This is a genomic window from Nocardiopsis sp. CA-288880, assembly GCF_050955985.1.
GTDB classification, from domain to species: Bacteria; Actinomycetota; Actinomycetes; order Streptosporangiales; family Streptosporangiaceae; genus Nocardiopsis; species Nocardiopsis tropica.
Window position 1 is genome coordinate 5,403,767 of record NZ_CP192105.1, and the last position, 22,063, is coordinate 5,425,829.

The 22,063-nt window shown below is 74.4% G+C and carries 19 protein-coding genes, 1 tRNA gene and 1 pseudogene; 12 read left to right on the forward strand and 9 right to left on the reverse strand.

Annotated elements, in window-relative coordinates; translation table 11 throughout:
* The first annotated feature begins 100 nt into the window (after nt 1-100).
* Nucleotides 101-1,393 (forward strand): FAD-dependent oxidoreductase, encoded by a 1,293-nt coding sequence (locus ACQPYD_RS23395; RefSeq protein ID WP_433697712.1) that lies wholly within the window; start codon nt 101-103, stop codon nt 1,391-1,393.
* Here the strand turns inward: ACQPYD_RS23395 and ACQPYD_RS23400 are convergent.
* The gene (locus tag ACQPYD_RS23400; protein WP_433697713.1) at nt 1,390-2,349 is read right to left on the reverse strand and encodes an EamA family transporter; all 960 of its coding nucleotides are present in this window, start codon (nt 2,347-2,349) and stop codon (nt 1,390-1,392) included. The two genes, ACQPYD_RS23395 and ACQPYD_RS23400, sit on opposite strands and share 4 nt — an antisense overlap.
* A 110-nt stretch (nt 2,350-2,459) precedes the next feature.
* Between ACQPYD_RS23400 and ACQPYD_RS23405 the strand changes: the two genes are divergently transcribed.
* Nucleotides 2,460-3,359 (forward strand): LysR family transcriptional regulator, encoded by a 900-nt coding sequence (locus ACQPYD_RS23405; RefSeq protein ID WP_433697714.1) that lies wholly within the window; start codon nt 2,460-2,462, stop codon nt 3,357-3,359.
* 141 nt (nt 3,360-3,500) lie between these two features.
* Here ACQPYD_RS23405 and ACQPYD_RS23410 read toward each other — a convergent pair whose 3' ends face one another.
* The 3 genes from ACQPYD_RS23410 to ACQPYD_RS23420 all read right to left on the reverse strand — a co-directional run bounded on the left by ACQPYD_RS23410 (nt 3,501) and on the right by ACQPYD_RS23420 (nt 7,007).
* A complete protein-coding gene (locus tag ACQPYD_RS23410; RefSeq protein ID WP_433697715.1) occupies nt 3,501-4,718 on the reverse strand; it encodes a saccharopine dehydrogenase family protein in 1,218 nt (405 codons plus the stop codon).
* The gene (locus ACQPYD_RS23415) at nt 4,715-5,722 is read right to left on the reverse strand and encodes a glutathione S-transferase family protein (protein ID WP_433697716.1); all 1,008 of its coding nucleotides are present in this window, start codon (nt 5,720-5,722) and stop codon (nt 4,715-4,717) included. Before ACQPYD_RS23415 ends, ACQPYD_RS23410 begins: the two co-directional genes overlap by 4 nt.
* A 358-nt stretch (nt 5,723-6,080) precedes the next feature.
* Entirely contained in the window at nt 6,081-7,007 is a 927-nt protein-coding gene (locus tag ACQPYD_RS23420) for a zinc-binding dehydrogenase (protein ID WP_433697717.1), read from the reverse strand.
* Between the two features lie 111 nt (nt 7,008-7,118).
* Here ACQPYD_RS23420 and ACQPYD_RS23425 point away from each other — a divergent pair, with 111 nt between their 5' ends.
* A complete protein-coding gene (locus tag ACQPYD_RS23425) occupies nt 7,119-7,790 on the forward strand; it encodes a TetR/AcrR family transcriptional regulator (protein WP_433697718.1) in 672 nt (223 codons plus the stop codon).
* A 17-nt stretch (nt 7,791-7,807) separates the two neighbouring features.
* Here the strand turns inward: ACQPYD_RS23425 and ACQPYD_RS23430 are convergent, their stop codons facing one another.
* On the reverse strand, nt 7,808-8,176 hold the full coding sequence (locus ACQPYD_RS23430; protein ID WP_433697719.1) for a VOC family protein: 369 nt from the start codon (nt 8,174-8,176) through the stop codon (nt 7,808-7,810).
* A 177-nt stretch (nt 8,177-8,353) separates the two neighbouring features.
* On the opposite strand from ACQPYD_RS23430, the gene ACQPYD_RS23435 reads away from it, so the two are divergent.
* From ACQPYD_RS23435 to ACQPYD_RS23460, 6 genes are all read left to right on the forward strand, one after another.
* Nucleotides 8,354-8,785 (forward strand): PPOX class F420-dependent oxidoreductase, encoded by a 432-nt coding sequence (locus ACQPYD_RS23435; protein ID WP_433697720.1) that lies wholly within the window; start codon nt 8,354-8,356, stop codon nt 8,783-8,785.
* Between the two features lie 495 nt (nt 8,786-9,280).
* Nucleotides 9,281-10,468 (forward strand): sugar ABC transporter substrate-binding protein, encoded by a 1,188-nt coding sequence (locus ACQPYD_RS23440; RefSeq protein ID WP_433697721.1) that lies wholly within the window; start codon nt 9,281-9,283, stop codon nt 10,466-10,468.
* The gene (locus ACQPYD_RS23445) at nt 10,465-11,367 is read left to right on the forward strand and encodes a carbohydrate ABC transporter permease (protein ID WP_433697722.1); all 903 of its coding nucleotides are present in this window, start codon (nt 10,465-10,467) and stop codon (nt 11,365-11,367) included. Before ACQPYD_RS23440 ends, ACQPYD_RS23445 begins: the two co-directional genes overlap by 4 nt.
* A complete protein-coding gene (locus ACQPYD_RS23450; RefSeq protein ID WP_433697723.1) occupies nt 11,364-12,281 on the forward strand; it encodes a carbohydrate ABC transporter permease in 918 nt (305 codons plus the stop codon). Before ACQPYD_RS23445 ends, ACQPYD_RS23450 begins: the two co-directional genes overlap by 4 nt.
* 55 nt (nt 12,282-12,336) lie before the next feature.
* Nucleotides 12,337-14,679 carry an alpha-xylosidase gene (gene yicI / locus ACQPYD_RS23455; RefSeq protein WP_433697724.1) on the forward strand — a complete coding sequence of 781 codons (2,343 nt, stop codon included), beginning with the start codon at nt 12,337-12,339 and terminating at the stop codon, nt 14,677-14,679.
* A 172-nt stretch (nt 14,680-14,851) separates the two neighbouring features.
* Nucleotides 14,852-15,406, forward strand: coding sequence for a TetR family transcriptional regulator (locus ACQPYD_RS23460; protein ID WP_433697725.1), 555 nt, complete (start codon nt 14,852-14,854; stop codon nt 15,404-15,406).
* Nucleotides 15,407-15,458: 52 nt separating this feature from the next.
* On the opposite strand, the gene ACQPYD_RS23465 is transcribed toward ACQPYD_RS23460, so the two are convergent.
* Both ACQPYD_RS23465 and ACQPYD_RS23470 read right to left on the reverse strand, forming a co-directional pair.
* Entirely contained in the window at nt 15,459-16,466 is a 1,008-nt protein-coding gene (locus ACQPYD_RS23465) for an SDR family NAD(P)-dependent oxidoreductase (RefSeq protein WP_433697726.1), read from the reverse strand.
* Between the two features lie 334 nt (nt 16,467-16,800).
* Nucleotides 16,801-18,228, reverse strand: coding sequence for an MFS transporter (locus ACQPYD_RS23470; RefSeq protein WP_433702108.1), 1,428 nt, complete (start codon nt 18,226-18,228; stop codon nt 16,801-16,803).
* A gap of 370 nt (nt 18,229-18,598) precedes the next feature.
* Here ACQPYD_RS23470 and ACQPYD_RS23475 point away from each other — a divergent pair, with 370 nt between their 5' ends.
* Nucleotides 18,599-19,288, forward strand: coding sequence for a TetR/AcrR family transcriptional regulator (locus ACQPYD_RS23475; protein ID WP_433697727.1), 690 nt, complete (start codon nt 18,599-18,601; stop codon nt 19,286-19,288).
* Nucleotides 19,289-19,326: 38 nt separating this feature from the next.
* The gene (locus tag ACQPYD_RS23480; RefSeq protein WP_433697728.1) at nt 19,327-19,731 is read left to right on the forward strand and encodes a hypothetical protein; all 405 of its coding nucleotides are present in this window, start codon (nt 19,327-19,329) and stop codon (nt 19,729-19,731) included.
* Nucleotides 19,732-19,939: 208 nt separating this feature from the next.
* On the opposite strand, the gene ACQPYD_RS23485 is transcribed toward ACQPYD_RS23480, so the two are convergent.
* Nucleotides 19,940-20,013 (reverse strand) — tRNA-Pro (locus tag ACQPYD_RS23485).
* Between the two features lie 404 nt (nt 20,014-20,417).
* Here ACQPYD_RS23485 and ACQPYD_RS23490 point away from each other — a divergent pair.
* Nucleotides 20,418-20,681: pseudogene (locus tag ACQPYD_RS23490) on the forward strand (hemerythrin domain-containing protein); the annotation flags it as partial.
* A 173-nt stretch (nt 20,682-20,854) separates the two neighbouring features.
* Here the strand turns inward: ACQPYD_RS23490 and ACQPYD_RS23495 are convergent.
* On the reverse strand, nt 20,855-21,841 hold the full coding sequence (locus ACQPYD_RS23495; protein ID WP_433697729.1) for an aldo/keto reductase: 987 nt from the start codon (nt 21,839-21,841) through the stop codon (nt 20,855-20,857).
* Nucleotides 21,842-22,063: the final 222 nt, after the last annotated feature.

The following is a 22,063-nucleotide window of genomic DNA, read 5'->3' on the forward strand; positions in this document are numbered from 1 at the left end:
CGCCCACCGCAGTCACCGCCGACACGTCCGCCGCCCCGCCCTGCGGCGCGCCGGCGGGCCCGCGCCGCCCGACCGCCCCGACCACCTCCCGGGAGTCCCGATGAACGACAGAACGACCTGCGCGATCATCGGCGGCGGCCCCGCCGGGATGGTCCTGGGACTGCTCCTGGCACGCGCCGGCGTCGAGGTGACGGTGCTGGAGAAGCACGCCGACTTCCTGAGGGACTTCCGCGGGGACACCGTCCACCCCTCCACCATGGACCTGCTGGACGAACTGGGGCTGGGCGAGCGGTTCGCCCGGCTCCCGCAGAGCAGGCTGAGCGGGGCCGCGTTCCCCGTCGGCGGCGGACGCACGGTGACCGTCGCGGACTTCCGCCTCCTGCGGGTGCGCCACCCCTACATCGCGATGGTCCCGCAGTGGGACCTGCTGAACCTGCTGGCCGAGGCCGGACGGGACGAACCGGGGTTCACGCTCCGCATGAGCACCGAGGCCACCGGTCTGGTGCGCGAGGCCGGCCGGATCGTCGGCGTACGCCACCGGCCCCGCGCCGAAGGCCCGGGGGACACCGGGGAGGACGGGGCCCCGCACCGGGGCGGGGTTCTGCGCGCCGACCTGACGGTGGCCTGCGACGGCCGCTGGTCGCTCGCACGCCGCGAGGCGCAACTGCCCACCCGGAGGTTCCCCGTGGGGATCGACGCCTGGTGGTTCCGGCTGCCCGGGGCTCCGGCGGACGGCAGGGCCCTGACGCCGCGTGCGGGGCGGGGCCGGTTCGCCCTGGTCATCCCGCGCGAGGGCTACCTCCAACTCGCCTACATCGCGCGCAAGGGCACCGACGCCGCGCTGCGAGGGAGGGGGATCGCGGCCTTCCGGGACGACATCGCCGAACTGATGCCGGAGCTGGCCGACCGCGTCGGGGCGCTGGGGTCCATGGACGAGGTCAAACACCTGGACGTGCGGCTCGACCGGCTGCGGCGCTGGCACGCCGACGGGCTGCTGTGCATCGGCGACGCGGCGCACGCGATGTCCCCGGTCGGGGGCGTGGGCATCAACCTCGCCGTGCAGGACGCCGTCGCCGCGGCCGCCCTGCTGGCCCGGCCGCTCCTGCACCGGTCGGTCACCGGCCGCGACCTGGCGGCGGTCCGCAGGCGCCGCCTCCTGCCGACCGCCGGGGTCCAGCTCCTGCAGCGGCTGATGCACCGCGGGATGGTCGAGCCGATCATCCGCGGCAGGCGGCCGGGCCCGCCCGCGCCGCTGCTGGCGCTCCTGACGCGCGTGCCCCGGCTCGCGTACGTGCCCGCCCGCCTCATCGGGGTGGGCCTGCGCCCCGAGCACGCACCGGACTTCGCCCGGCGCCCGCCGGAACGGCCCGAGCCGGGCGCGGTTCCCGGCTAGACCCCGGGGACGGGGACCGGGCGGGGCCCGTCCGGGTCGCCCTCCGCCCCGGAAGCGGGGGGCGCCGCCGCCCCGGGGACCCGCGGTGCGCCGCTGCCGGCGCCCCTGCGGCCGAGCGAGGCGAGCGCGACCCCGCCGACCAGGAGCACGGCCGCCGCCAGGCTCAGCGGGGTGACCCTCTCGCCGAGCAGCAGCGCGGCCGAGGACATGCCGAACACCGGGACCAGCAGCGAGAAGGGGGCGACGGTGGAGGCGTCGTAGTGGCGGAGCAGGAACCCCCACACCCCGAACGCGAAGAGCGTGGAGATCCAGGCGACGTAGACGATCACGCCCACCCCCGCGGGGTCCAGCCCCCTCAGCGCGGCCAGCCCCGCCTCGGGCCCCTCCACCAGCAGCGACAGGGCGAACATCGGCAGCGGCGGCACCAGGCTGACCCAGACCATCCAGCTCAGGGCGTCGGGGGGCGCGGCCTTGCGGGTCAGCACGTTGGACAGCCCCCAGAACGCGGCGGCGGCCACGACGAGCACGAAGCCCGCCACCGGCCCCGTGGCGCCCTGGTCGTAGGCGGCGACGCCGATCCCTCCCAGGGCGACGGCCATCCCCGCGCAGCGGACGGGACCCGGCCTCTCCCCGAGGAAGACCGCGGCGATGACCGCCGTGAACACCGCCTGGACCTGGAGGACCAGGGACGCCAGCCCGGCCGGCATGCCCAGGTCCATGCCGAGGAAGACCAGGCCGAACTTGGCCACGCCCAGCACCAGGCCCACGAGGACGACCCAGCCCAGGGCCACCCGGGGGCGGCGCACGAAGAAGACGGCGGGAAGGGCCGCCGCCAGGAAGCGCAGGGCGGAGAACAGGAGCGGTGGGAAGTGGTCGAGGCCGACCTCGATGACGACGAAGTTGACTCCCCACACCAGGGCGACGAGGACGGCGAGGAACGTGTGAAGGGGACGCATGGAACCGATGATGGGGGGACCCCTGGTTTAAGCACCAGCGAAATGTCCTACATACTTCTCTTCAGCGGTGCTGAACGATCACCGGTGCCCGACCGACGGAGGACGCTCCCGTGCTCGACCTCTCCAGGCTCCGTTCCCTGCATGCGGTGCACGTCCACGGTTCCGTCAGCTCCGCCGCCAAGGCGCTCGGCTACACCCCGTCGGCGGTCTCCCAGCAGATCGCCAAGCTCGAACGTGAGACCGGGACCACGCTCCTGGAGCGCCGGGGGCGGGGGGTCGTGCTCACCGACGCCGCCGGGACGCTCGTGGGCACGGCCGCCCGGGTGCTCTCCCTCGTGGAGGAGGCCGAGGTGGCGCTGGAGGAGCGGCGCGGGAGGCCCACCGGGCGGCTGACCGTGGCCGCCTTCTCGACGGCCGCGCGGGGCCTGCTCCCCGGGGCGCTGGCCGAACTGGCGGCGGCCCACCCCGCCCTCGACCTGCGCCTGTTCGAGGAGGACCCCCACGCCACCCCGCACATGGTCGCCCAAGGCACGGTGGACCTGGCCGTGGTCCACGACTGGGACATCGCGCCGATGACCGTTCCCGACGGGGTGTCCCGGGAGGTCGTCGGCGAGGACAGGTGCGACGTCCTGCTGCCCCGCGACCACCCGCTCTCCGACAGGGCGGTCCTGCACCGCGAGGACGTGGCGGACGCCCGCTGGATCTGCCAGCCGCCGGGGACCGTCTGCCACGACTGGCTGACGCGCACGCTGCGCTCCGTGGGGACCGAGCCCGACTTCGCCCATTTCGTGGCCGAGTACCAGACCCAGATCGCCCTGGTCGGGGCCGGCCTGGGCGTGGCCCTGGTCCCCCGCCTGGGACGCGGCGACCTCCCCGCCACGGTCGTGGTCAAGCCGCTGGACCCCTGTCCGGTGCGCGGCGTGTCCGTGCTCTGGCGGGCGGGGACCTCGCGCCGCCCCGCCGTCGCCGAGGCCGTCCGGATCCTGCGCGAGCACGCCCGCGCCCTCTGAGTGCCCGATCGCGCCGCCCCCTCCGGGGCGCGGGTCCCGAGGCGCGGGGCACACGGCCCCCGACGCCCCGCGGGCACGGTTCCCGCACGGCGCACGCGCGGCCCCGCCGCGGCCGCGCGTGCGCCCCGGGGCCGCGAGGCCCTACGACCAGTGGGCCCGGACCCGGAACCCCAGGTCCGGGAGCCGCGCCGTCAGCGCGTCCCCCATGGCGGTGGCCGTGGTGACCTGCCCCGCCACGGGCGGGAGGTCGTCGAAGGCCAGGCACAGCGCGGACTCCGCGAGCATCCTCGCGGTCTCCCCGTAGCCCGGGTCTCCCCCCGACACCTCCGTGACCACGCGCTCGCCGCCGCCCTCGCCCAGGAACACCACCCTGAACCACGACCGCTCGCGCCGTTCCGGCGACGGCCCCTCGCCCGCCCCCATCCGCTTCAGCAGCCACTCCCGCGCAGGCGGCACCTGCGCGAGCGCCGCCAGGCCCAGGGCGCCCCCGGCGATCCCGACCGCGCTCGGCAGCCTCCCGACGGCCGCGTAGTGGCCGTAGGAGAAGTCGGGCCCGTAGCGTTCGAGCGCCCGGGCGGAGCGCAGGACGACCTGCGGGTCGACGGTGGGCAGCGGCAGGGCCCAGACGCCGAGCCTGCCCTCCCGGCGCGGTACGGGGGGCAGTCCCCGCGCCCTGCGGCCGCCGTCCCCTTCCGACCGCTCCCGCTCCCGGCGCCGCCGGGCGGCCGCGGCTCCCGCCCCCAGGCGCGAGAACGCCGTCACCGCCGAGTGGAACGTGCCCCCGGACACGGCGGCCGAGGCGCTGACGAACCCCTCCACCCGGAGGGGGACCCCCTCGGGGAGGAGGCCGACGGTGAAGTACGCGCCCAGGTCGTGGGGCACGGAGTCGAAACCGCAGCTGTGCACGATCCGGGCCCCGCTGTCGACCGCCTCGGCGTGCCGGCGCAGGTAGGTGCGGTCGACGAACTCGGGTTCGCCGCACAGGTCGACGTAGTCCGTCCCCGCCCGCGCGCACGCCGCGACGAGCCCGTCGCCGTGGCGGATGTAGGGCCCGACCGTGGTCGCGACCACCCGGGACGCCTCGGCCACCGCCCTCAGCGACACCGGGTCCCCCGAGTCCGCGACGAGCAGGTCCAGGCCCGCCAGAGCGGGGTCGGTCCGCGCCAGCCGCTCCCTCACGGCGGCGAGACGGCCCTCGTCGCGCCCCGCGAGGGCCCACCGGGTCCCGGCCGGCGCGTTCCGGGCCAGGTACTCGGCGGTGAGCCCGCCGGTGAACCCGGTCGCCCCGAACAGGACCAGGTCGTACCTGCGCGGGCGGGGGCCGCCGGGGCCCGCGGCCCCTCCGTCGGCGGCGGTCATACGCGCTCGCCCTCGGGCACCGGGCCCGGCGCGGTCCCCGCGCCGAAGGGGCTCCCTCCGAGTTCCTCCCGGTGGTGGGCGGTGAGCCAGCCCCGCGGATCGGGGCCGGCGGCGATGATCCTGGTCGGGTTGATGCCCGTGTGCACGTAGTAGTAGTGGACGCGGATGTGGTCGTGGTCGGTGGTGTCCCCGAAGCCCGGCGTCTGGAACAGGTCGCGGGCGTAGGCCCACAGCGCCGGGTACTCGGCCAGCTTCCTGATGTTGCACTTGAAGTGGCCGTGGTACACGGAGTCGAACCGGACCAGGGTCGTGAACAGCCTGATGTCGGCCATCGTGACGGTGTCGCCGACGAGGTAGCGCCGGGCGGCGAGGCGCTCCTCCAGTGCGTCGAGGCGGGCGAAGACCCCGGCGACCGCGGCGTCGTAGTGCGCCTGGTCCGGTGCGAAACCCGCGCGGTAGACGCCGTTGTTGAGGTCCCGGTAGACGTCCGCGCCCAGGGCCTCGATCTCGTCGCGCAGCGGCGCGGGGTACAGGTCCGGCGCCCCGTCCCGGACGAGGCCGCCCCACTCGGCGGCCATGTCCAGGGAGAGCCGGTCGTAGTCGTTGGAGACCAGGTGCCCGTTGTCCACGTCGACCAGGCCGGGAACGCTGACACCGCCGTCGTAGTGCGGGTCGCGGGCGAGGTAGGCCTCGCGCAGGGCGTGGATGCCGAGGACGGGGTCCCTGTCCCCGGGGCTGCCGGTCTCCTCGGTGAACACCCAGTGCGGGTCCCCGTCGATGTCCTCCTGCCGGGGGTCGGTGACGGCCAGGGAGACCGCCCCCTCCAGGCCCATGAGCCGCCGCACGACCACGACCCGGTGCGCCCACGGACAGGCCCGGCTGACCACCAGGCGGAAGCGTCCGGGCTCGGCGGCACGGCCGAACCGGCCGTCCGCGGTGACCCTGTCGTCGAACGCCGCCGGCTCCCGCCTGATCTCCTCGGTCGGAATCCTGTTGGCCCTCATCCCGGCTCCTCTCGGACGCGCTGTCACGGTCGGAGCCGCATCGTATCCGCCCGCGGCCCGCCGTTCCCGGCACGGCGGGCGCCGGTCACCGGCACGCCCGGCCGCGCCCGCCCTGCGCTTCCCCGCGCGCGGAGCCGGTCGGCACGCGGGCCGGGAACTGCCGGAGTGGACGGCGAACACGGCCGCGGGGTGGGACACGTGCCTGGAGGGCCTCGCCGCGGCCCTCGACGGGCGGCCCGCCCCGCAGGGGACCGGCCCGGACGAGGAGCTCATCGCGCACTACAGGCAGCTGTTCGCCGCCGGATGAGCCGGGCCGGGCCGCGCCGGCCGCCCCGGCCGATCCGGGACGGGCGGGCCCTCAGAGCAGGTCCAGGACCGCCTTGCCGTGCAGCTGCCTGCCCAACAGGAGCTCGACCGCCTCCGCGGCCCGGCCCCAACCGCCGCGCCAGGACGTCTGCGGGTCGAGTTCGCCCGCGGCCACCCGGGCCGCGAGCCACGTCAGGTCGGCGGCGAGTCCGGGGGCGGCGGGGAGGAAGAAGGTGACGAGCGAGCGGTCGTGGCGCCCGCCGTCGCCGATCAGCGCACCGTAGGGGAACACCTCCCCCTCCGCGGCCGAGTGCCCCACGGCGACGAGGGTGCCGTGCGGCGCCAGGAGGCCGTAGGCGTCCACGAGCTGTCGGCCGCCGACCAGCTCCACCACCCCGTCCACCGGCTCGGCGACCCGGTCGGGGGAGGCGACGACCTCGTGCGCACCCAGGGCGCGCAGGCCGTCGCCGTGGCGTTCGGGCGCTCCCGTGGACGCGATCACGTGGGCCCCGCCCCGCCTCGCCAGCTGGACGGCGTAGCGGCCGACGCCGCCCGAGGCCCCGGTGACCAGCACCCGCTTGGCCAGGATCGGGCCGATGCGGTGCAGGGCGCGCAGCGCGCTGGCGCCGGCGACGGGGACGGTGCTGATCGCCCCGGGGTCGGCCCCCGCCGGGACGGTTCCGACCATCGCGGTGTCCACGGCGCGAAGTTCGGCCCACGCCCCGCCGGCGCCGAGGGTCACCACGGGGGCGCCGGCGGGAGGCCCCGAGCCGTCCGCGGCCGCCCGCTCCACCGTCCCGGCGGCGTCCCAGCCGAGCACGGCCCCCTCCGGCGCTTTCCGGATACCGGAGACCTCGCCGTGGTTGAGGGAGGTCGCCGTCACGCGGACCAGGGCCTGGTGCGGCTCCGGGCGGGGGTCGGGGACCCGGCCGAGCCGCAGTCCTCCGTGAACCGAGTGGTCGACGAGCAGTGCGCGCATGGGAGGTCCGCCTTCCGAGCGATGAACAGGGCAACGGCCACAATAGTGCCGGTGATAGGCATAAGCCGTCAACCAGCATTTACCTGTGAAGCGCATGCTAGGCTGACCGCCATGTCGACCGCTACGTCCCCTTCGTCCCCCTCTTCACCGCGGCCGTCCCTGTCCCTGCGCGAACGCAAGAAGCTCCTCACCCGGCAGCGGCTGGTCACCACGGCCCTGGAGCTGTTCACCGAACACGGCTTCGACGGCGCGACGCTCCACGACCTGTGCGAGGCCGTCGAGGTCTCCGAGCGCACGTTCTTCCGGAACTTCACCAGCAAGGAGGACGTGGCCCTGGCCCCCGGCCAGGACCTGTGGACGGCCTGCCTCGGCGAGCTGGAGACCCGCTCCGCCGGGGACTCGACGCTCCTGGGGTTCCTCCAGGACGGACTCCTGGCCGCCCTCGACCGGACGGGCGACGAAGGGTGGACGCGGCAGCTCCTGCTCAGCCAGAGGCTGGCCGAGCGGACGCCGTCGATGGACGCGCAGGCCCGCCACTTCTGCGACCGCACGACCCGCACGGCCATGGCGATCCTGTACCGGCGGCTCGAGCTCCCCTCCCCGGACGACCTGGGGGCGCGACTGGCGCTCGACATGCTCGTCGCGTCCTTCAACCAGGCGCTGGGCGACTGGGGCGCCCAGGACGGGACGCCCGGCGCCGACGACCTCGCGCGCCGCCTGCGCGCGGCGTTCGCCGTCCTGCCCGGCCTCCCCGGGATCGCCTACGCCCCGCGGCCCGCGTAGCCGCGCACGGGTCCCGCCTACGCCTCCCGCGCTCCTTCGAGCTGCTGGACCAGGCAGAACTCGTTGCCCTCGGGGTCGGCCAGGACCGCGATGAGGTCCCCCGCCTCCTCGAAGGTCGGACGCACCCGCCGGGCGCCCAGCCGGATCACCCTCTCCGCCTCGGCCTCCAGGTCGGGGACGACCATGTCCAGGTGCATGCGGTTCTTGCCCCGGGAGGGTTCGGGCACCTTCTGGAGCAGCAGGTCCGGCCACCGCCCACCGGGGTCCAGGAGGGCGAGGTAGGAGGGGTGCCGTTGGCTCTCCTCCCGCACGAAGCCGAGGGCCCCGCACCAGAACCGGGCCGTTTCCTCGAGGTCCTCGGTGTCGAGCACGCAGACCAGGCGCACACCTGCCTCCAGCGGTGGTGGCGGCGGCCGGACGGAGCCCGGCCGTTCGGTGCCGCACACCCTACGCCGGAGCCGGCTCCGCGTCACGCAGGCCCCGCGCGGCGGCCCCGCCCCCGGCCGCCCCCGCGACCGCACGTCCTACGGCGACGGCCGCCCGTGTCCGGTTAGGCTCCGGGCATGACAGCCACAACGTTCGATCCCCGCACCCTGCTCGCGGAGAGCCGGCTCGGTGTCCTCGCGACCATCAAGGCGGACGGCCGCCCCCAGCTCTCGCCCGTCATGCCCTTCTACGACCGGGAGGCGGGCCTCATCCACGTCTCGGTCACGGAGGGGCGCGCCAAGACGGCCAACCTCCGCCGGGACCCCCGCGCCACACTGGAGGTGACCAGCGGGGACGGCCGCGCGTGGGCCACCGCCGAGGGCGTGGCGTCCCTGACCGGCCCGGGAACGGACCCCGGGGGCCCCGAGGTCGAGGCGCTGGTCGGCTACTACCGCCTCGCCGCCGGCGAGCACCCGGACTGGGACGAGTACCGGGCGGTGATGGTCTCCGAGCGCAGGGTGCTGATGACCATGACGGTCGACCACGTGTACGGCGCCAGCCTGCGCTGAGGTCGCCGGGGACGACCGCTCCGCGACGGTCGGGGACCCCGGGAGGGAGGGGAGCGCCGGGCGGCGGGCCCCTCCGTCCCGACCGGCCGCCCGCCCCGGCCCCGCGCCGCGACCCCCTCGCCCCGGAGGCGATACGGGGCGAGGGGGTCTTGTCACACCAGGGCGGGGTTCCTACGATGGGGCTGCTGTCGAAGCGCTTCGACACACACCCCTGTACCCCACTGTCGAATCGATTCGACACCGGCTGACGAGTTCCTACGACGGCGACCCCCGGGTGGCGGGTCCACCGCAGACCGAGCCGCCCCGCCCTCCGACGACCCCGCCCGACCCAGCCCGGTGATCCGATCACCGGGCCGACGGCGACACCCCCCGCGGCCCGCGCCACGACGCGACCGCACCGCCCACCCCCCGCCGAAGAGGGCCCCGATGCACCCACACCGCCCCCCGCCACCGTCCCCGCGCCGCCGCGTCCGCGCGGCAGCCTGCTCGGCGGCGATGACCCTGACCCTCGTCGGCTGCGCGGCCGAGCGCGACCCGAACGTGTACACGATCATGAACTCGGGCACCGACGAGCCCTACCACTCCTGGGACCAGGAGGTCATGGACGCCTGCGGCGACCGGGCGGGCGTGGAGGTGCACCAGCTCAGCGTCCCCGCCGACCAGCTCGTCCCCAAGGCCCTGAGGATGGCCTCCTCCGACTCCCTCCCCGACGTCATCTCCCTCGACGGCTCGGACCTGCCCCAGTTCGCGGAGGCCGGCGGCCTGGTCCCCCTGGAGCGGCTCGGCCTGCCCACGGACGGGCTGACCGAGAGCGCTCTCGCCTTCGGCAGCTACGAGGGCGTGTACTACGGCGCGGCCCGGTCGGTGAACTCGATCGGGCTCTTCTACGACGCCGACCTCCTGGAGCGGGAGGGGATCGAACCGCCGGCGACCTGGGAGGAGCTGCGGGAGGCCGCCGCCGCCCTGACCGAGGGCGACCGCTACGGCCTCGCCATCAGCGCCCTCGCCACCGAGGACGGCGTCTACCAGTTCCTGCCGTGGCTGTGGTCCAACGGCGGCGACGAGCGGGAGCTCGACTCCCCCGCGTCGGTGGAGGCGCTCGAGTACGTCGTCTCGCTGGTCGAGGAGGGGTCGGTGTCGCCGTCGGTCGTCAACTGGACCCAGGCCGACGCCAACGACCAGTTCATCGCGGGCAACGCCGCCATGATGGTGAACGGCCCCTGGCAGATGCCGGTCCTGCGCGAGCACCCCGAGCGCGCGTGGGCGGTGGCGGAGATCCCCGTCCCCGCGGCGGGGGACACCTCCGTCGCCCCCATCGGCGGCGAGGCGTACACCGTGCCGGTCAACGCCGCCGACCCCGGCCGCGAGCAGGTCGCCGCCGAACTCGTCGCCTGCCTGACCACGCCGGAGGCGCAGCTGGACTGGTCCACCAAGGGCAGCAACGTGCCCCTGGACCCCTGGGCGGCGGAGCGGTACCGCGAGGAGGTACCCGAGCTGTCCCCCTTCGTCGACCAGGTGTCCACCGCGCGCAGCAGGACCGAGCACGTCGGCACCGAGTGGAACACCTACTCCCAGGCCATCGGCACCGCGCTGCAAGCGGCCCTCACCGGTCGGGCGAGCCCGCAGGACGCCATGGAGAGGGCCCAGGAACAGGTCGAGTCGCAGACGGGCGGACGGTCATGAGGACACGGACCCCCGCGCCGCGGCGGCGCGCCCTCACACCGTGGCTGTTCGTGGCCCCCGCGCTGGCGTACATGCTGCTGTTCTTCGGGTACCCGCTGGTCCGCAACGTGGTGATGAGCTTCCAGGACTACACCTTCTCCACCTACTTCACGGGCGAGGCGCCCTTCAACGGCCTCGACAACTGGCGGACCGTCTTCTCCGACGAGCTGTTCGGCGCCTCGCTGTGGCGGACCCTCCTGTTCACGGTCGGCTCCCTGGCGGGGCAGTTCGGCATCGGCATGGCGCTCGCCCTCTTCTTCAGCCGCCGGTTCCCGCTCTCGGGGGTCATGCGCTCCCTGCTCCTCCTGCCGTGGCTGATCCCCATGGTGGTGGCGGGCACCGTGTGGCGCCGCGTCCTGGACCAGGAGACCGGCGTGCTGAACGAGGCGCTCCAGGCGCTCCACCTCACCTCGTCGGCCGTCCCCTGGCTGAGCAGTCCCGACCAGGCGCTCCTGTCGGTCGTCCTCGTCAACATCTGGATCGGGGTCCCCTTCAACATGGTGATCCTCTACGGCGGCCTCCAGGAGATCCCCGCCGAACTGCGCGAGGCCGCCGTCCTGGACGGCGCGGGCCCGTTCCGGTCCTTCTTCTCCGTGACGCTGCCCCTGCTGCGGCCCGTCGTGACCGTGGTGCTAGTGCTGGGCTTCATGTCCACCGTGAAGATCCTGGACCTGGTCCTGGCGCTCACCAACGGGGGGCCGGCGCACTCCACCGAGACGCTGGGCACCCTCACCTACCAGCTGTCGTTCCTCCGGCTCGACTTCGGCCAGGGCGCCGTCGTCGGCAACGTCCTGATCGTCCTCAGCATGGTCTTCGCGGCGGTCTATCTGCGCGCCAACCGCGGAGGTGTCAACCGATGAGCGCACTGCGCAGCGGTACCGGGGACCCGGCCCGCCTCCCGGGCGCCACGACCCGGCGGCAGCGGACGCCGGGGGGCTCCCCGCGGCGCCGGCCGCGGACCACCCGCAAGGCGCGCGGCGACGCCGTGAGCCTCGTGGTCGGGGTCCTCGTCCTGGCGGTCCTGCTCTTCCCCCTGTACTGGATGGTCAACACCGCGCTCCAGCCGGGCGCCTCGGCGGCCGGCCTCCCGTGGTTCCCCCGCTCGCTCGACCTCGGCAACTTCCAGCGGGCGTGGGAGTCGCAGGCGGGCAACCTGCTCACCTCCGTCCTGGTGGCGCTCGGCTCGGTGGCGGTCTGCCTCACCGTGGCCGCCCCGGCGGCCTACGCCCTGGCCCGCTTCCGGCTGCGCGGTGCGGACACGATCGTGTTCGCGACCCTCATCACCCAGATGGTCCCGGGCATCGTCGTCGCCAACGCGCTCTACAACGCCTACGTCGGCCTGGGACTGGTCAACTCCTACCTGGGGCTGATCCTGGCGGACGCGTCCCTGGGCCTGCCCTTCTCCATCGTCCTGCTGCGCGCCTTCATGGTGTCCATCCCCGAGGAGGTGATCGAGGCCGGGATGATCGACGGCGGCGGGCGGCTGCGCGTCCTCGTCTCGATCGTGCTGCCCATGAGCCGCAACGCGCTGATCACCGCCGGGCTGTTCACCTTCCTGTTCGCGTGGTCGGACTTCCTCTTCGCGCTGACCCTGAACACGACCGACGCCGTGAAGCCCGTGACGCTCGGCATCTACGAGTACATCGGCGCGCACGTCGGCGACTGGGGCGCCGTGATGGCCGCGGCCGTCCTCTCCTCCGTCCCCGCCGCGGTGCTGCTCGTCGTCGCACAGAGGTACGTGGCGGCCGGGATCTCCAGCGGAGCGCTCAAGTGACCCGTCGTCGGCACCGACGGCGAACCGACACCAAGACGAGAGGGGCAGTCCGCCCATGAAGTTCACCGACGGCTTCTGGCAGATGAGGGAGGGCGTGCGCGCCCACTACGCGCGCGAGGTCCGCGACGTCCGCGTGGACGGGGACCGCTTCACCCTCTACGCGCCGGTGCGCCCGATCGGCCACCGCGGGGACACGCTCAACACGGCGCTGGTGACGGTCGACTGCTGGTCCCCGGCCCCCGGGGTGATCGGTGTCCGGACCACCCACCTGGCGGGCTCGGTGCGGCCCACGCCCGAGTTCGACGTCCGGGGCGCCCCCGGCGCCGCCTCGGTCCGGCGCGACGGCTCCACCGTCGAGCTGACCAGCGGGGCGCTCTCGCTGACGGTGAGCACCGACGGCCCGTGGCGCATGGAGTTCAGCGCCGACGGAGCCACGCTGACCGGCGTCGACGCGAAGGGGACCGGCTTCGTCGAGGACGCGGACGGCGCCCACCACATGCTCGGACAGCTGTCCCTGGGGATCCGCGAGCTCGTGTACGGCATGGGCGAGCGGTTCACCCCGTTCGTGCGCAACGGCCAGACCGTGGACATCTGGCAGGCCGACGGCGGCACGAACAGCGAGCAGGCCTACAAGAACGTCCCGTTCTACATGACCAACCGCAACTACGGCGTGTTCGTCGCGCACTCCGGACCGGTGTCGTTCGAGGTCGGCTCGGAGTCGGTGGGCCGCGTGCAGTTCAGCGTCGAGGACCACGCCCTGACGTACTACGTCGTCCACGGGGCGGACCCCAAGGAGGTGCTGGACCGGTACACCGCGCTCACCGGCCGCCCCGCCCTGCCCCCGCAGTGGTCCTTCGGGCTGTGGCTGTCCACCTCGTTCACCACCTCCTACGACGAGGACACCGTGAACCGGTTCGTCGACGGCATGGCGGACCGGGGCGTGCCCCTGAGCGTGTTCCACTTCGACTGCTTCTGGATGCGCGAGTTCCACTGGTGCGACTTCGTCTGGGACCCGGAGGTCTTCCCGGACCCCGTGGGGATGCTCTCCCGGCTCAAGGCCAAGGGGCTGCGGACCTCGGTCTGGATCAACCCCTACATCGCCCAGCGGTCGGCGCTCTTCGAGGAGGGCTCCCGACTGGGGCACCTGGTCCGGCGGCCGGACGGGACGGTGTGGCAGTGGGACATGTGGCAGGCCGGGATGGCGCTGGTCGACTTCACGTCCCCGGACGCCCGGGAGTGGTACGCCGGCAAGCTCAAGCCCCTGCTGGACATGGGTGTGGACTGCTTCAAGACCGACTTCGGCGAACGGGTGCCGACCGACGTCGTGTGGTCGGACGGCTCCGACCCGCACGGCATGCACAACTACTACACGCAGCTGTACAACGCGACGGTGTTCGACCTGCTGCTGCGTGAACGGGGCGAGGGAGAGGCGGTCCTCTTCGCGCGCTCCGCGACGGCGGGCGGCCAGAGCTTCCCCGTGCACTGGGGCGGGGACTGCGCCTCGACGTTCGAGGCCGTCGCGGAGAGCCTGCGCGGAGGACTGTCGCTGGGGCTGTCGGGCTTCGGCTTCTGGAGCCACGACATCGGCGGCTTCGAGGGCACCCCGGACCCGGGGCTGTTCAAGCGCTGGCTCGCGTTCGGCCTGCTCTCCTCGCACAGCAGGCTGCACGGCAGCCGCTCCTACCGGGTCCCGTGGGAGTTCGACGAGGAGTCGACCGACGTGGCCCGCGCGTTCACCCGGCTGAAGTGCGAGCTCATGCCCTACCTGTTCGGGGCCGCCGTCCAGGCCCACCTGCGGGGCACGCCCGTGATGCGCGCGATGGTGCTGGAGTTCCCCGAGGACCCGACCTGCCACCACCTGGACACGCAGTACATGCTGGGCGGCGACCTGCTCGTCGCCCCCGTGCTGAGCCCCGACGGCTCCGTCGAGTACTACGTGCCCGAGGGGGTGTGGACCCACCTGCTCACGGGGGAGACCGTGCGGGGCCCGGGGTGGCGCCGCGAGGTCCACGGCTTCGACTCCCTGCCGCTGCTGGTGCGGCCGGGCGCGGTCCTGCCCGTCGGCGCGGTGGACGACCGCCCCGACTACGACTACACGGACGGCCTGACCCTGCGCGTGTACGGGGCAGGCGCCCCGGCCGAGCCGGCCGCCGGTCCGACCGTCGTGACCGTGCCGGCCGCCGACGGCTCCGACGCCGCCGTCTTCCGGGTCTCGCGCTCGGAGGACGGGGTCACCGTGGAGGCCGACCCGGCCCCGGCCCGGGGGTGGAGGGTCCTCCTGGTGGGCGCGCCCGGAGCCGTCCCCGCCGACCCCTCCACCGAGGCCGCCGACGGGGAGGGCGGCACCCTGGCGTCGGCCCCCGCGGGCGCCACGAGCCTGAGCCTGCGCCTGCCCTGACCGGGGACGGCCCGGGGAGGACCGGCTCCGCTCCTCCCCGGGCCGCGCCGCGCGGTCCGTCCGTGCGGGGCCTCCTGCGGCGGGGGTCCGCGCACGGCCCCCGCGGGCCGCGGCGTGACGGGGCGTCGCGCAGCGGGACGGGCGTCCGCCGGGCACGCCCTAGAATCGCACGGTGCCCCGACGCGACCCCGAGATCCCCACACGCGACGCCATCGCCGCCGCCGCGGCCCACCTGTTCGTCGAACAGGGCTACTCCCGGACCTCGGTCCGCGAGATCGCCGCGGCGGCAGAGGTGGACCCCGCCCTGGTCATCCGCCACTTCGGCACCAAGGAGCGGCTGTTCCTGGAGACCGTCCGGATCGGCTCCGACCGGGCGCCCTTCCTGGGCGGGCCGATCGAGACGCTCGGGACGCGGTTCGTCGACTACGTCCTCACGGTGGACGACCACACGCGCGGCATCTACCTCGCGCTGATCCGGGCCAGCGACGCCAGCACGGTGGGGTCGCGCCTGCACGAGGCCCACGAGACGGCGTTCGTGCGTCCGCTGGCCGAACGCCTCTCCGGCCCCGACGCCCTGCTCCGGGCCCGCCTGGCCGCCGCGCTCGTCGGCGGCCTGCTCTACAGCCTCTGGGTCGTCGGCGACAAGGAGCTGGCCGACGCCGACCGGGGGGAGGTCGTGGCGCGTTACGGCGCCCTCCTCCAGGACCTCATCACCCCCGGGGACTGAACGCGTCCCGGCGCCCGGCCCCCTCCTCGCGGGGACCGGGCGCCGGCGTCCGTCACTGGACGGACCAGCCCCCGTCGGAGGCGAGCACGACGCCGTTGACGTTGTCGCTGTCGTCGCTGAGCAGCCAGGTGATCGACGCGGCGAGCTTGTCCGCGTCGGCCACCTGCGGGATGAGCCGCATGAACTCACCGATGCGGGCCTTGCCGAACTCCGAGCCGAAGGTCGCCTCGATCCCCGTGGCCACGGGCCCCGGGGCCACGGCGTTGACCCTGACCCCGTGCGGTCCGTACATGAACGCCGAGCTGCGCGTGATGCCGACGACGGCGTGCTTGGAGGCCGTGTAGGCGATCCCCGCCGCGTTGCCGCGCAGCGCCGCCTCGGAGGCGACGTTGACGATCGCGCCCCGCCCGGCGGCGAGCATGGCAGGGACCACCGCGCGCGAGAGCTTGAAGGTGCCGTCGACGTTGACCGCGAAGACGCGTTCCCAGGTCCGGTCGCTCACCTCGTGCAGGGGCGACATGTCGTCCATGATCCCGGCGACGTTGGCCAGGCCGTCGACGCGCCCGCCCGCCGCCTCGACGATCCGCGCCACGTCCTCGTCACCGGTGATGTCGGCGGCGACGGGCACGACCGTGTCCTCGGGCGAGGCGTCGACCAGGGACCGGAGGCGGTCCTGCGCGATGTCCACGGCGATCACCCGGCCGCCCTCGCGCACGATCCGCGCGGCGGTGGCGCGGCCGATCCCCGAGCCAGCTCCGGTGACCACGACCGTGCGTCCGGCGAACCGCGCACCGGTCGCGGACGCCTCCGGCTCCTCCTCGACGACGGGGGCGACCCCGCCGTTGGCGCGGAGCACGAGCTCGTCGACGAGCTCCTGCGGGAACCGGTCGCCGGCGATCTCGACGAGCTTGGCCAGGGAGAGCTTGCCGACGGGGCGCAGCGCGTCCGCGTCCTGTCCCGACCCCTCCAGCAGTTCGCGCAGGACCGGCCCTCCGGCGGGGTGCGCGAGCCACTCCTCCACCGTGTTCCCTGCGGTGATGGGCGTGCCGTTCGCGGTCATGTCTCCTCCTCGCCGGCGGGGTGCCGATCCCGCCGCTCGTGTGGGCCGTGCCTTCCACGACCCTGCTGTCAACTTAGTTGACACCCACGCCACCCTAAGCGACGGGGGGAGCACGCGACCCGGGCGGGGCTGCGACCCTGCTCTCACCAGGGCGGGAGGAGGGCCCGCACCGCCGAGGACGCGCCCCGCCATCGGGCCCGACGAGGACCGCGCGTGTCCCACACACAGGGCCGTGCGGGACACGCGCGGATCGGGTCGGGTGCGCGAACGGGCGGGAGCGGACGACCCCGGGACTTCGCCGCGCCCGGAGCGGGCGGCCCCGGGCGCGCACCGGTCAGGCGCCCCGGGTGGCCGCGGCGCCGACGGGCTCCGCGGTTCCGGACGCGGGCGGGTCGTCCGCCGAGGGCTTGCGGCGCCCGGGCAGGAACGCGGCGATGGCGAAGGCGGTGAGGGCGGCGAGCCCGCCGATGCCCAGGACCAGGGTGAAGGCGCCCTGCGACGGGAGGTCCTGGCCGCCCACCGGCAGGGTCATGCTGGTCAGGACCATGCCGGTGACGGCGCTGGCCACGGAGGTGCCGATGGAGCGCATGAGGGTGTTGAGGCTGTTGGCAGCGGCCGTCTCGGACCGCGGCACAGCCGCCATGACCAGCGCGGGCATGGCGCCGTAGGCCAGGCCCACACCGGCGCCGATGACGGTGGAGGCGATCATGAGCTGCCAGATGCCGGACATGAGCAGCAGGCTCAGGCCGTAGCCGATGGCGACCAGGAGCGCGCCGCACATCAGGGTCGTCTTCGGGCCCATGGCGCGGGACAGGCGCGCGGAGAGCGGCGCCATCACCATCATGACCAGCCCGTTCGGGGCCATCACCAGCCCCGCGACCAGGATCGTCTGCCCGAACCCGTACCCGGTGGCCTCGGGCAGCTGGAGCAGCTGCGGAATGACCAGGGACATGGCGAACATGGAGAACCCGAACACCAGGGAGGCGGTGTTGGTGAGCAGGACCTGGCGGCGCACGCTGGTGCGCAGGTCGACCAGGGGGTGTGGGGCGCGCAGCTCCCACCACCCCCACACCAGGAGCACCACGGCCGCTGCGGCGAGCATCGCCCCGGGAACGCCGCTGCCCCATCCCCAGTCCGAGCCCTTGGACACGGCCAGCAGGAGCAGGAGCAGCGCCACGGAGAGGCCGACCGACCCGGGCAGGTCGAACCTGCCCCCCGCGCGGACCCCCGAGTCCGGGACGAGCGTGCGCACCAGGACGGCGGCGGCGCCGGCCAGCGCCGCGGCGACCCAGAACAGCGTGTGCCAGTCCGCGGTCTGGGCGAGGAACGCCGCTGCGGGCAGACCGAGCGCGCCGCCCACCCCCAGGGACGCGCTCATCACCGCGGTCGCCCCGCCCAGGCGTTCGGGGGGCAGCTCGTCGCGCATGATGCTGATGCCCAGCGGGATGACCCCGGCCGCCAGCCCCTGGAGGGCGCGGCCCACGACCATCGGCACCAGGCTGTCGGCGAGGGCGCAGAACACCGAGCCGACCACGAGGACCGACAGGCTGAGGACCAGCATGGGGCGCTTGCCGTACATGTCGCCCAGGCGGCCCACCGTGGGGGTGGCGACCGCGGCGGCGAGCAGTGTGGCGGTGATCGCCCACGCCGTGTCCCCGGGGGTCGCCCCGAGGAAGCCCGGCAGCACGGGAACGAGGGGGATGACCAGGGTCTGCATGAGCGAGACGACGATGCCGCTGAAGGCGAGGACGCAGATGACCACGTTCGGCCGGGCGGGAGGGCGCGCGGGCGTCCGCGCTTCGGGTGGGCTGGTGCGGGCATCGGTCATCGAGCAGGAACCCCCGTATTCGGACACGCGAAAGCGCCGACTTTTAAGTCAGGCGCATGACTTAGACTAACAGGACGTGCCGGGCCGACTCCACGCCCGGCGGGAGTGAGGGGGGCCATATCAGCGGGGAGAACGTCGACGGCTCCGGTGCCCGCTCCCACCCGGAACGGGCGCGACCGGCGCGCACGCACGCGTCCGAGGGGCGCGGACCCGGGAACGGGGGCCAGCCCCGGACCGGTGAACGGGGGCCCGCCCCGGCGACACGGGTGAACCGCCCCGCGCGGAGATCGGTACGGTGGTCGGCATGAGCGGCAGGGTGGCGAGGTCGGAGCGGGTGGCGGCGACACGGGAGACGATCCTGTCGGCGGCGGAGCGGCTGTTCGCGGAACACGGCATGGCGGGGGTGTCCAACCGCCAGATCGGCCAGGAGGCCGGACAGGGCAACAACACCGCCGTCACCTACCACTTCGGCTCCAAGGAGGGGCTGGTGCGCGCGATCGTGCGCCGCCGCACCGGGCCCGTCGAGGACGTGCGGCGCCGCATGGTGGCACGGGTCGACGGCTCCTCCGAGGTCAGGGACTGGGTGGCGTGCATGGTCGAGCCCCTGGCCCAGCACCTGGACGACCTGGGCACACCCTCCTGGTACGGGCGCTTCAGCGCCCAGGCGCTGGCCGACCCCGCCTTCCGGGGGATCGTCTCCCGGGAGGCCATGGAGTCACCCTCGCTGGTGCGCACCGGGGAGGAGCTGCGCAGGTGCCTGCCCGACCTGCCCGCACCCGTGCGCCGCGAACGGCAGGACATGGCCCGCCACCTCATCGTGCACACCTTCGCCGAGCACGAGCGGGCCCTCGCCGGGGGCGAGCCCACCCCCAGGGGCTCGTGGCACGAGGCCGCCACCGGCCTGACCGATGCGCTCACCGGCCTGTGGCTGGCCCCCGTCACCGCCCCCTCCGCCCGCCCGGAGCCGAGCGCCGCGGGCGACCGCGCCCGCTGACCTGTAGCTCCGGCCCCTGGGCCGCACGGGGTCCGGTCGTGGCTCTGAGCGAGACCCTCTCCCACGAACTGTCGCCCTACGGGGTGCGCACGTCGGTGGCCTGCCCCTCGTTCTTCCGCAGCGGCCTGGCCTCCTCTTTGCGCGGGAGCGACACATCCGTGGAAGCGGGTGCGGCGCGACTCATCGACGGGTCGAGGCTGGGCGCCGACGACATCGCCGCTCGAATCCTGCGCGGCGTGGAGCGGGGCCGCCCGCTCATCCTCACCGACTGGGAGGGACACCTCGCGTTGCGCGCCAAACGACTGCTGCGCCCCCTCCACGACCACGTGATGCGGCGGCTCGCCAGGAGCGCCCGCCGCAAGAACGAGCACGCCCCCGCCACGGCCCTCCCCACCGCCCCGGGCGACCGCGGTGACATGACGGCGCGTGGGAAGCCGTCATGATTTCCGTGCCGGACCCCGCGTCCTCCCGTGGGAGCGCGATCGACGCCCCCGACCGCGGCCCGTACGCCGCTCGGTGGTCAAGGCGGTGGACGCCCAACGCCGTGGACCGACGTCCCGCCCACTCCGCCTCGCCCCGCTTCCACCCCGTCCAAGACGCAGAAAGAGGCCCACTCGAAAGTGGACCTCTCCCTGACCTGCTACTTCCCTGTCGGGACGGCGGGATTTGAACCCACGACCCCTTGACCCCCAGTCAAGTGCGCTACCAAACTGCGCTACGTCCCGGCCGCTGGGCGGGCACCGTCTCCGGTCCCGCCAACAGGTAAAACTGTAGCGCATCCGGCAGTGCTCTCGAACCGCCCACACCTTTCGGACTGCCCTCCTCCGAGGGCGGTCGCGACCCGGTGGACCGGCCGCGCCTCCCGCCGGGTGGAGGGCGCGCCGGCTTCCCGTGTCCCTGCCTGCCCCGGCGGCGGCGAGGCCTCCGCGGTGGCTCCGCGCGGTACCGTGGGGCGTTTCGCGCTCCCGGGCCTTCCGCAGGACGCCGGCGCGCCGTGCCCACGGCAACCGCCGCGGGGCGCTCCTCCCTTCCACACGACACCTGGAGCCACGCATTGACCGAGCAGAGGGCACACGCCTGGGGGCGGGAGCTCCGAGTTGTCCACCAGCGGCTGCGCGACGCCCTGGAGGTGGCCCGCGAGGCCGTCACCGACGGCGCGGGGGCCGAGTCCGTCTCCCGCGACCTCCGGCTCTTCTGCCTCGGGTTCTGCACCGCCCTGAACGGCCACCACACGAGCGAGGACGCCGCCCTCTTCCCCCTCCTCCTGGAGCGCCGCCCCGACCTCGCGCCCGTCGTCGCCAAGCTCAAGCAGGACCACAGCATGATCGAGTACCTCATCGCCGGCCTGCAGAAGGCCGTGGACTCCGGGCACGGCGCCGAGGAGCAGCTGCGCCACCTCGACAGGATCGAGGCGGTCATGGAGACCCACTTCCGGTACGAGGAGAAGCAGATCACCGGCGTCCTCGACGAGCTCACCGACGAGGGGCTGGACAGGCGGACCCTGCTGGGCCCCCTCGCCTGAGCTCCCGGGAAGGCCCCCGGCAAGGGCTCCGTCCCGCCGCCGGGTCAGCCGAGGTCCTCCTCCCCGAGCAGCCCCGCCCCCACCAGGTCCGACCACAGCGCGTCCGGCACCGGCCGGGCGAACAGGTCGGCGTTGCGCCGGGCCTGCTCCGCCGACCGCGCCCCCACGAGGACGGTGGCCACCACCGGGTGCCGGGCCGCGAACGCCATCGCCGCTCCCGGCAGGGACACCCCGTGGCGGCGGGCGACCCCGGCGACCGCTGCGGCCCGGGAGCGCACCTCCGGCGACGCCGCCGCGTAGTCGTAGGTCGCGCCCTCGACGGGTTCGTCCGTGGCGAGCACTCCGCTGTTGAACACACCGGCCGCGATCACCGACACCCCGGCGCGCCGGCAGGCCGGGAGCATCGTGGCCGCCGCCGACCGGTCCAGGAGCGTGTACCTCCCGGCGAGCAGCACCGCGTCCACGTCGGTCTCCACCGCGAAGCGCTCCAGCATCCCGGCCTGGTTCATGCCCGCGCCGATCGCGCCGACCACCCCCTGGTCGCGCAGCTCGTGCAGCACGGGGTAGGCCTCGCCCACGGCCTGTTCCCAGTGGTCGTCCGGGTCGTGGAGGAGGACCAGGTCGACCCGGTCCAGGCCGAGCCGCTCCAGGCTCCCCTCCAGTGACCGCAGCACTCCGTCCGCGCTGAAGTCCCACCGGCGGGTGTGCGTGGCGGGGACGTCGAAACCGTGGTCGTCGCGTTCCCCGCTCCGGTGCGGAGCCGGTTCCAGCAGCCTGCCGACCTTGGTCGACACGGTGTACCGCTCCCGGGGCAGGTCGGCCAGCGCGCGTCCCAGCCTCCGCTCGGAGAGGCCCAGCCCGTAGTGCGGGGCGGTGTCGAAGTACCGCACCCCCGCGTCCCACGCCGCCCGCACGGCGTCGTGGGCGGCCTCCTCCGACACTGCCCGGTCCATGCCGTTGCCGATCCCCACGGCGCCGAACCCGAGCGCGCCGACCTCCACCCGCGAGCGTCCCAGCCTGGTCGTCCCCATGCGCTCCCCTTCTCCGTGTGCCCACGGACAACTCTCGAACGCTGCGGTCCTCGCCGGAGCCGGCGGGCGTGCCGCGCGGGGAACCTGTCCAGCCCACGGGAGCTGGATCCGCAGACAACACGTCACAACTCTCGCGCAGTTCTCTTCCTCTGGAAAAGCACCCTTGCACACCGAAAGGTCGGCGCGCCCAGGTACCGTGAGAAGGCGCCATCCGAAGCGATA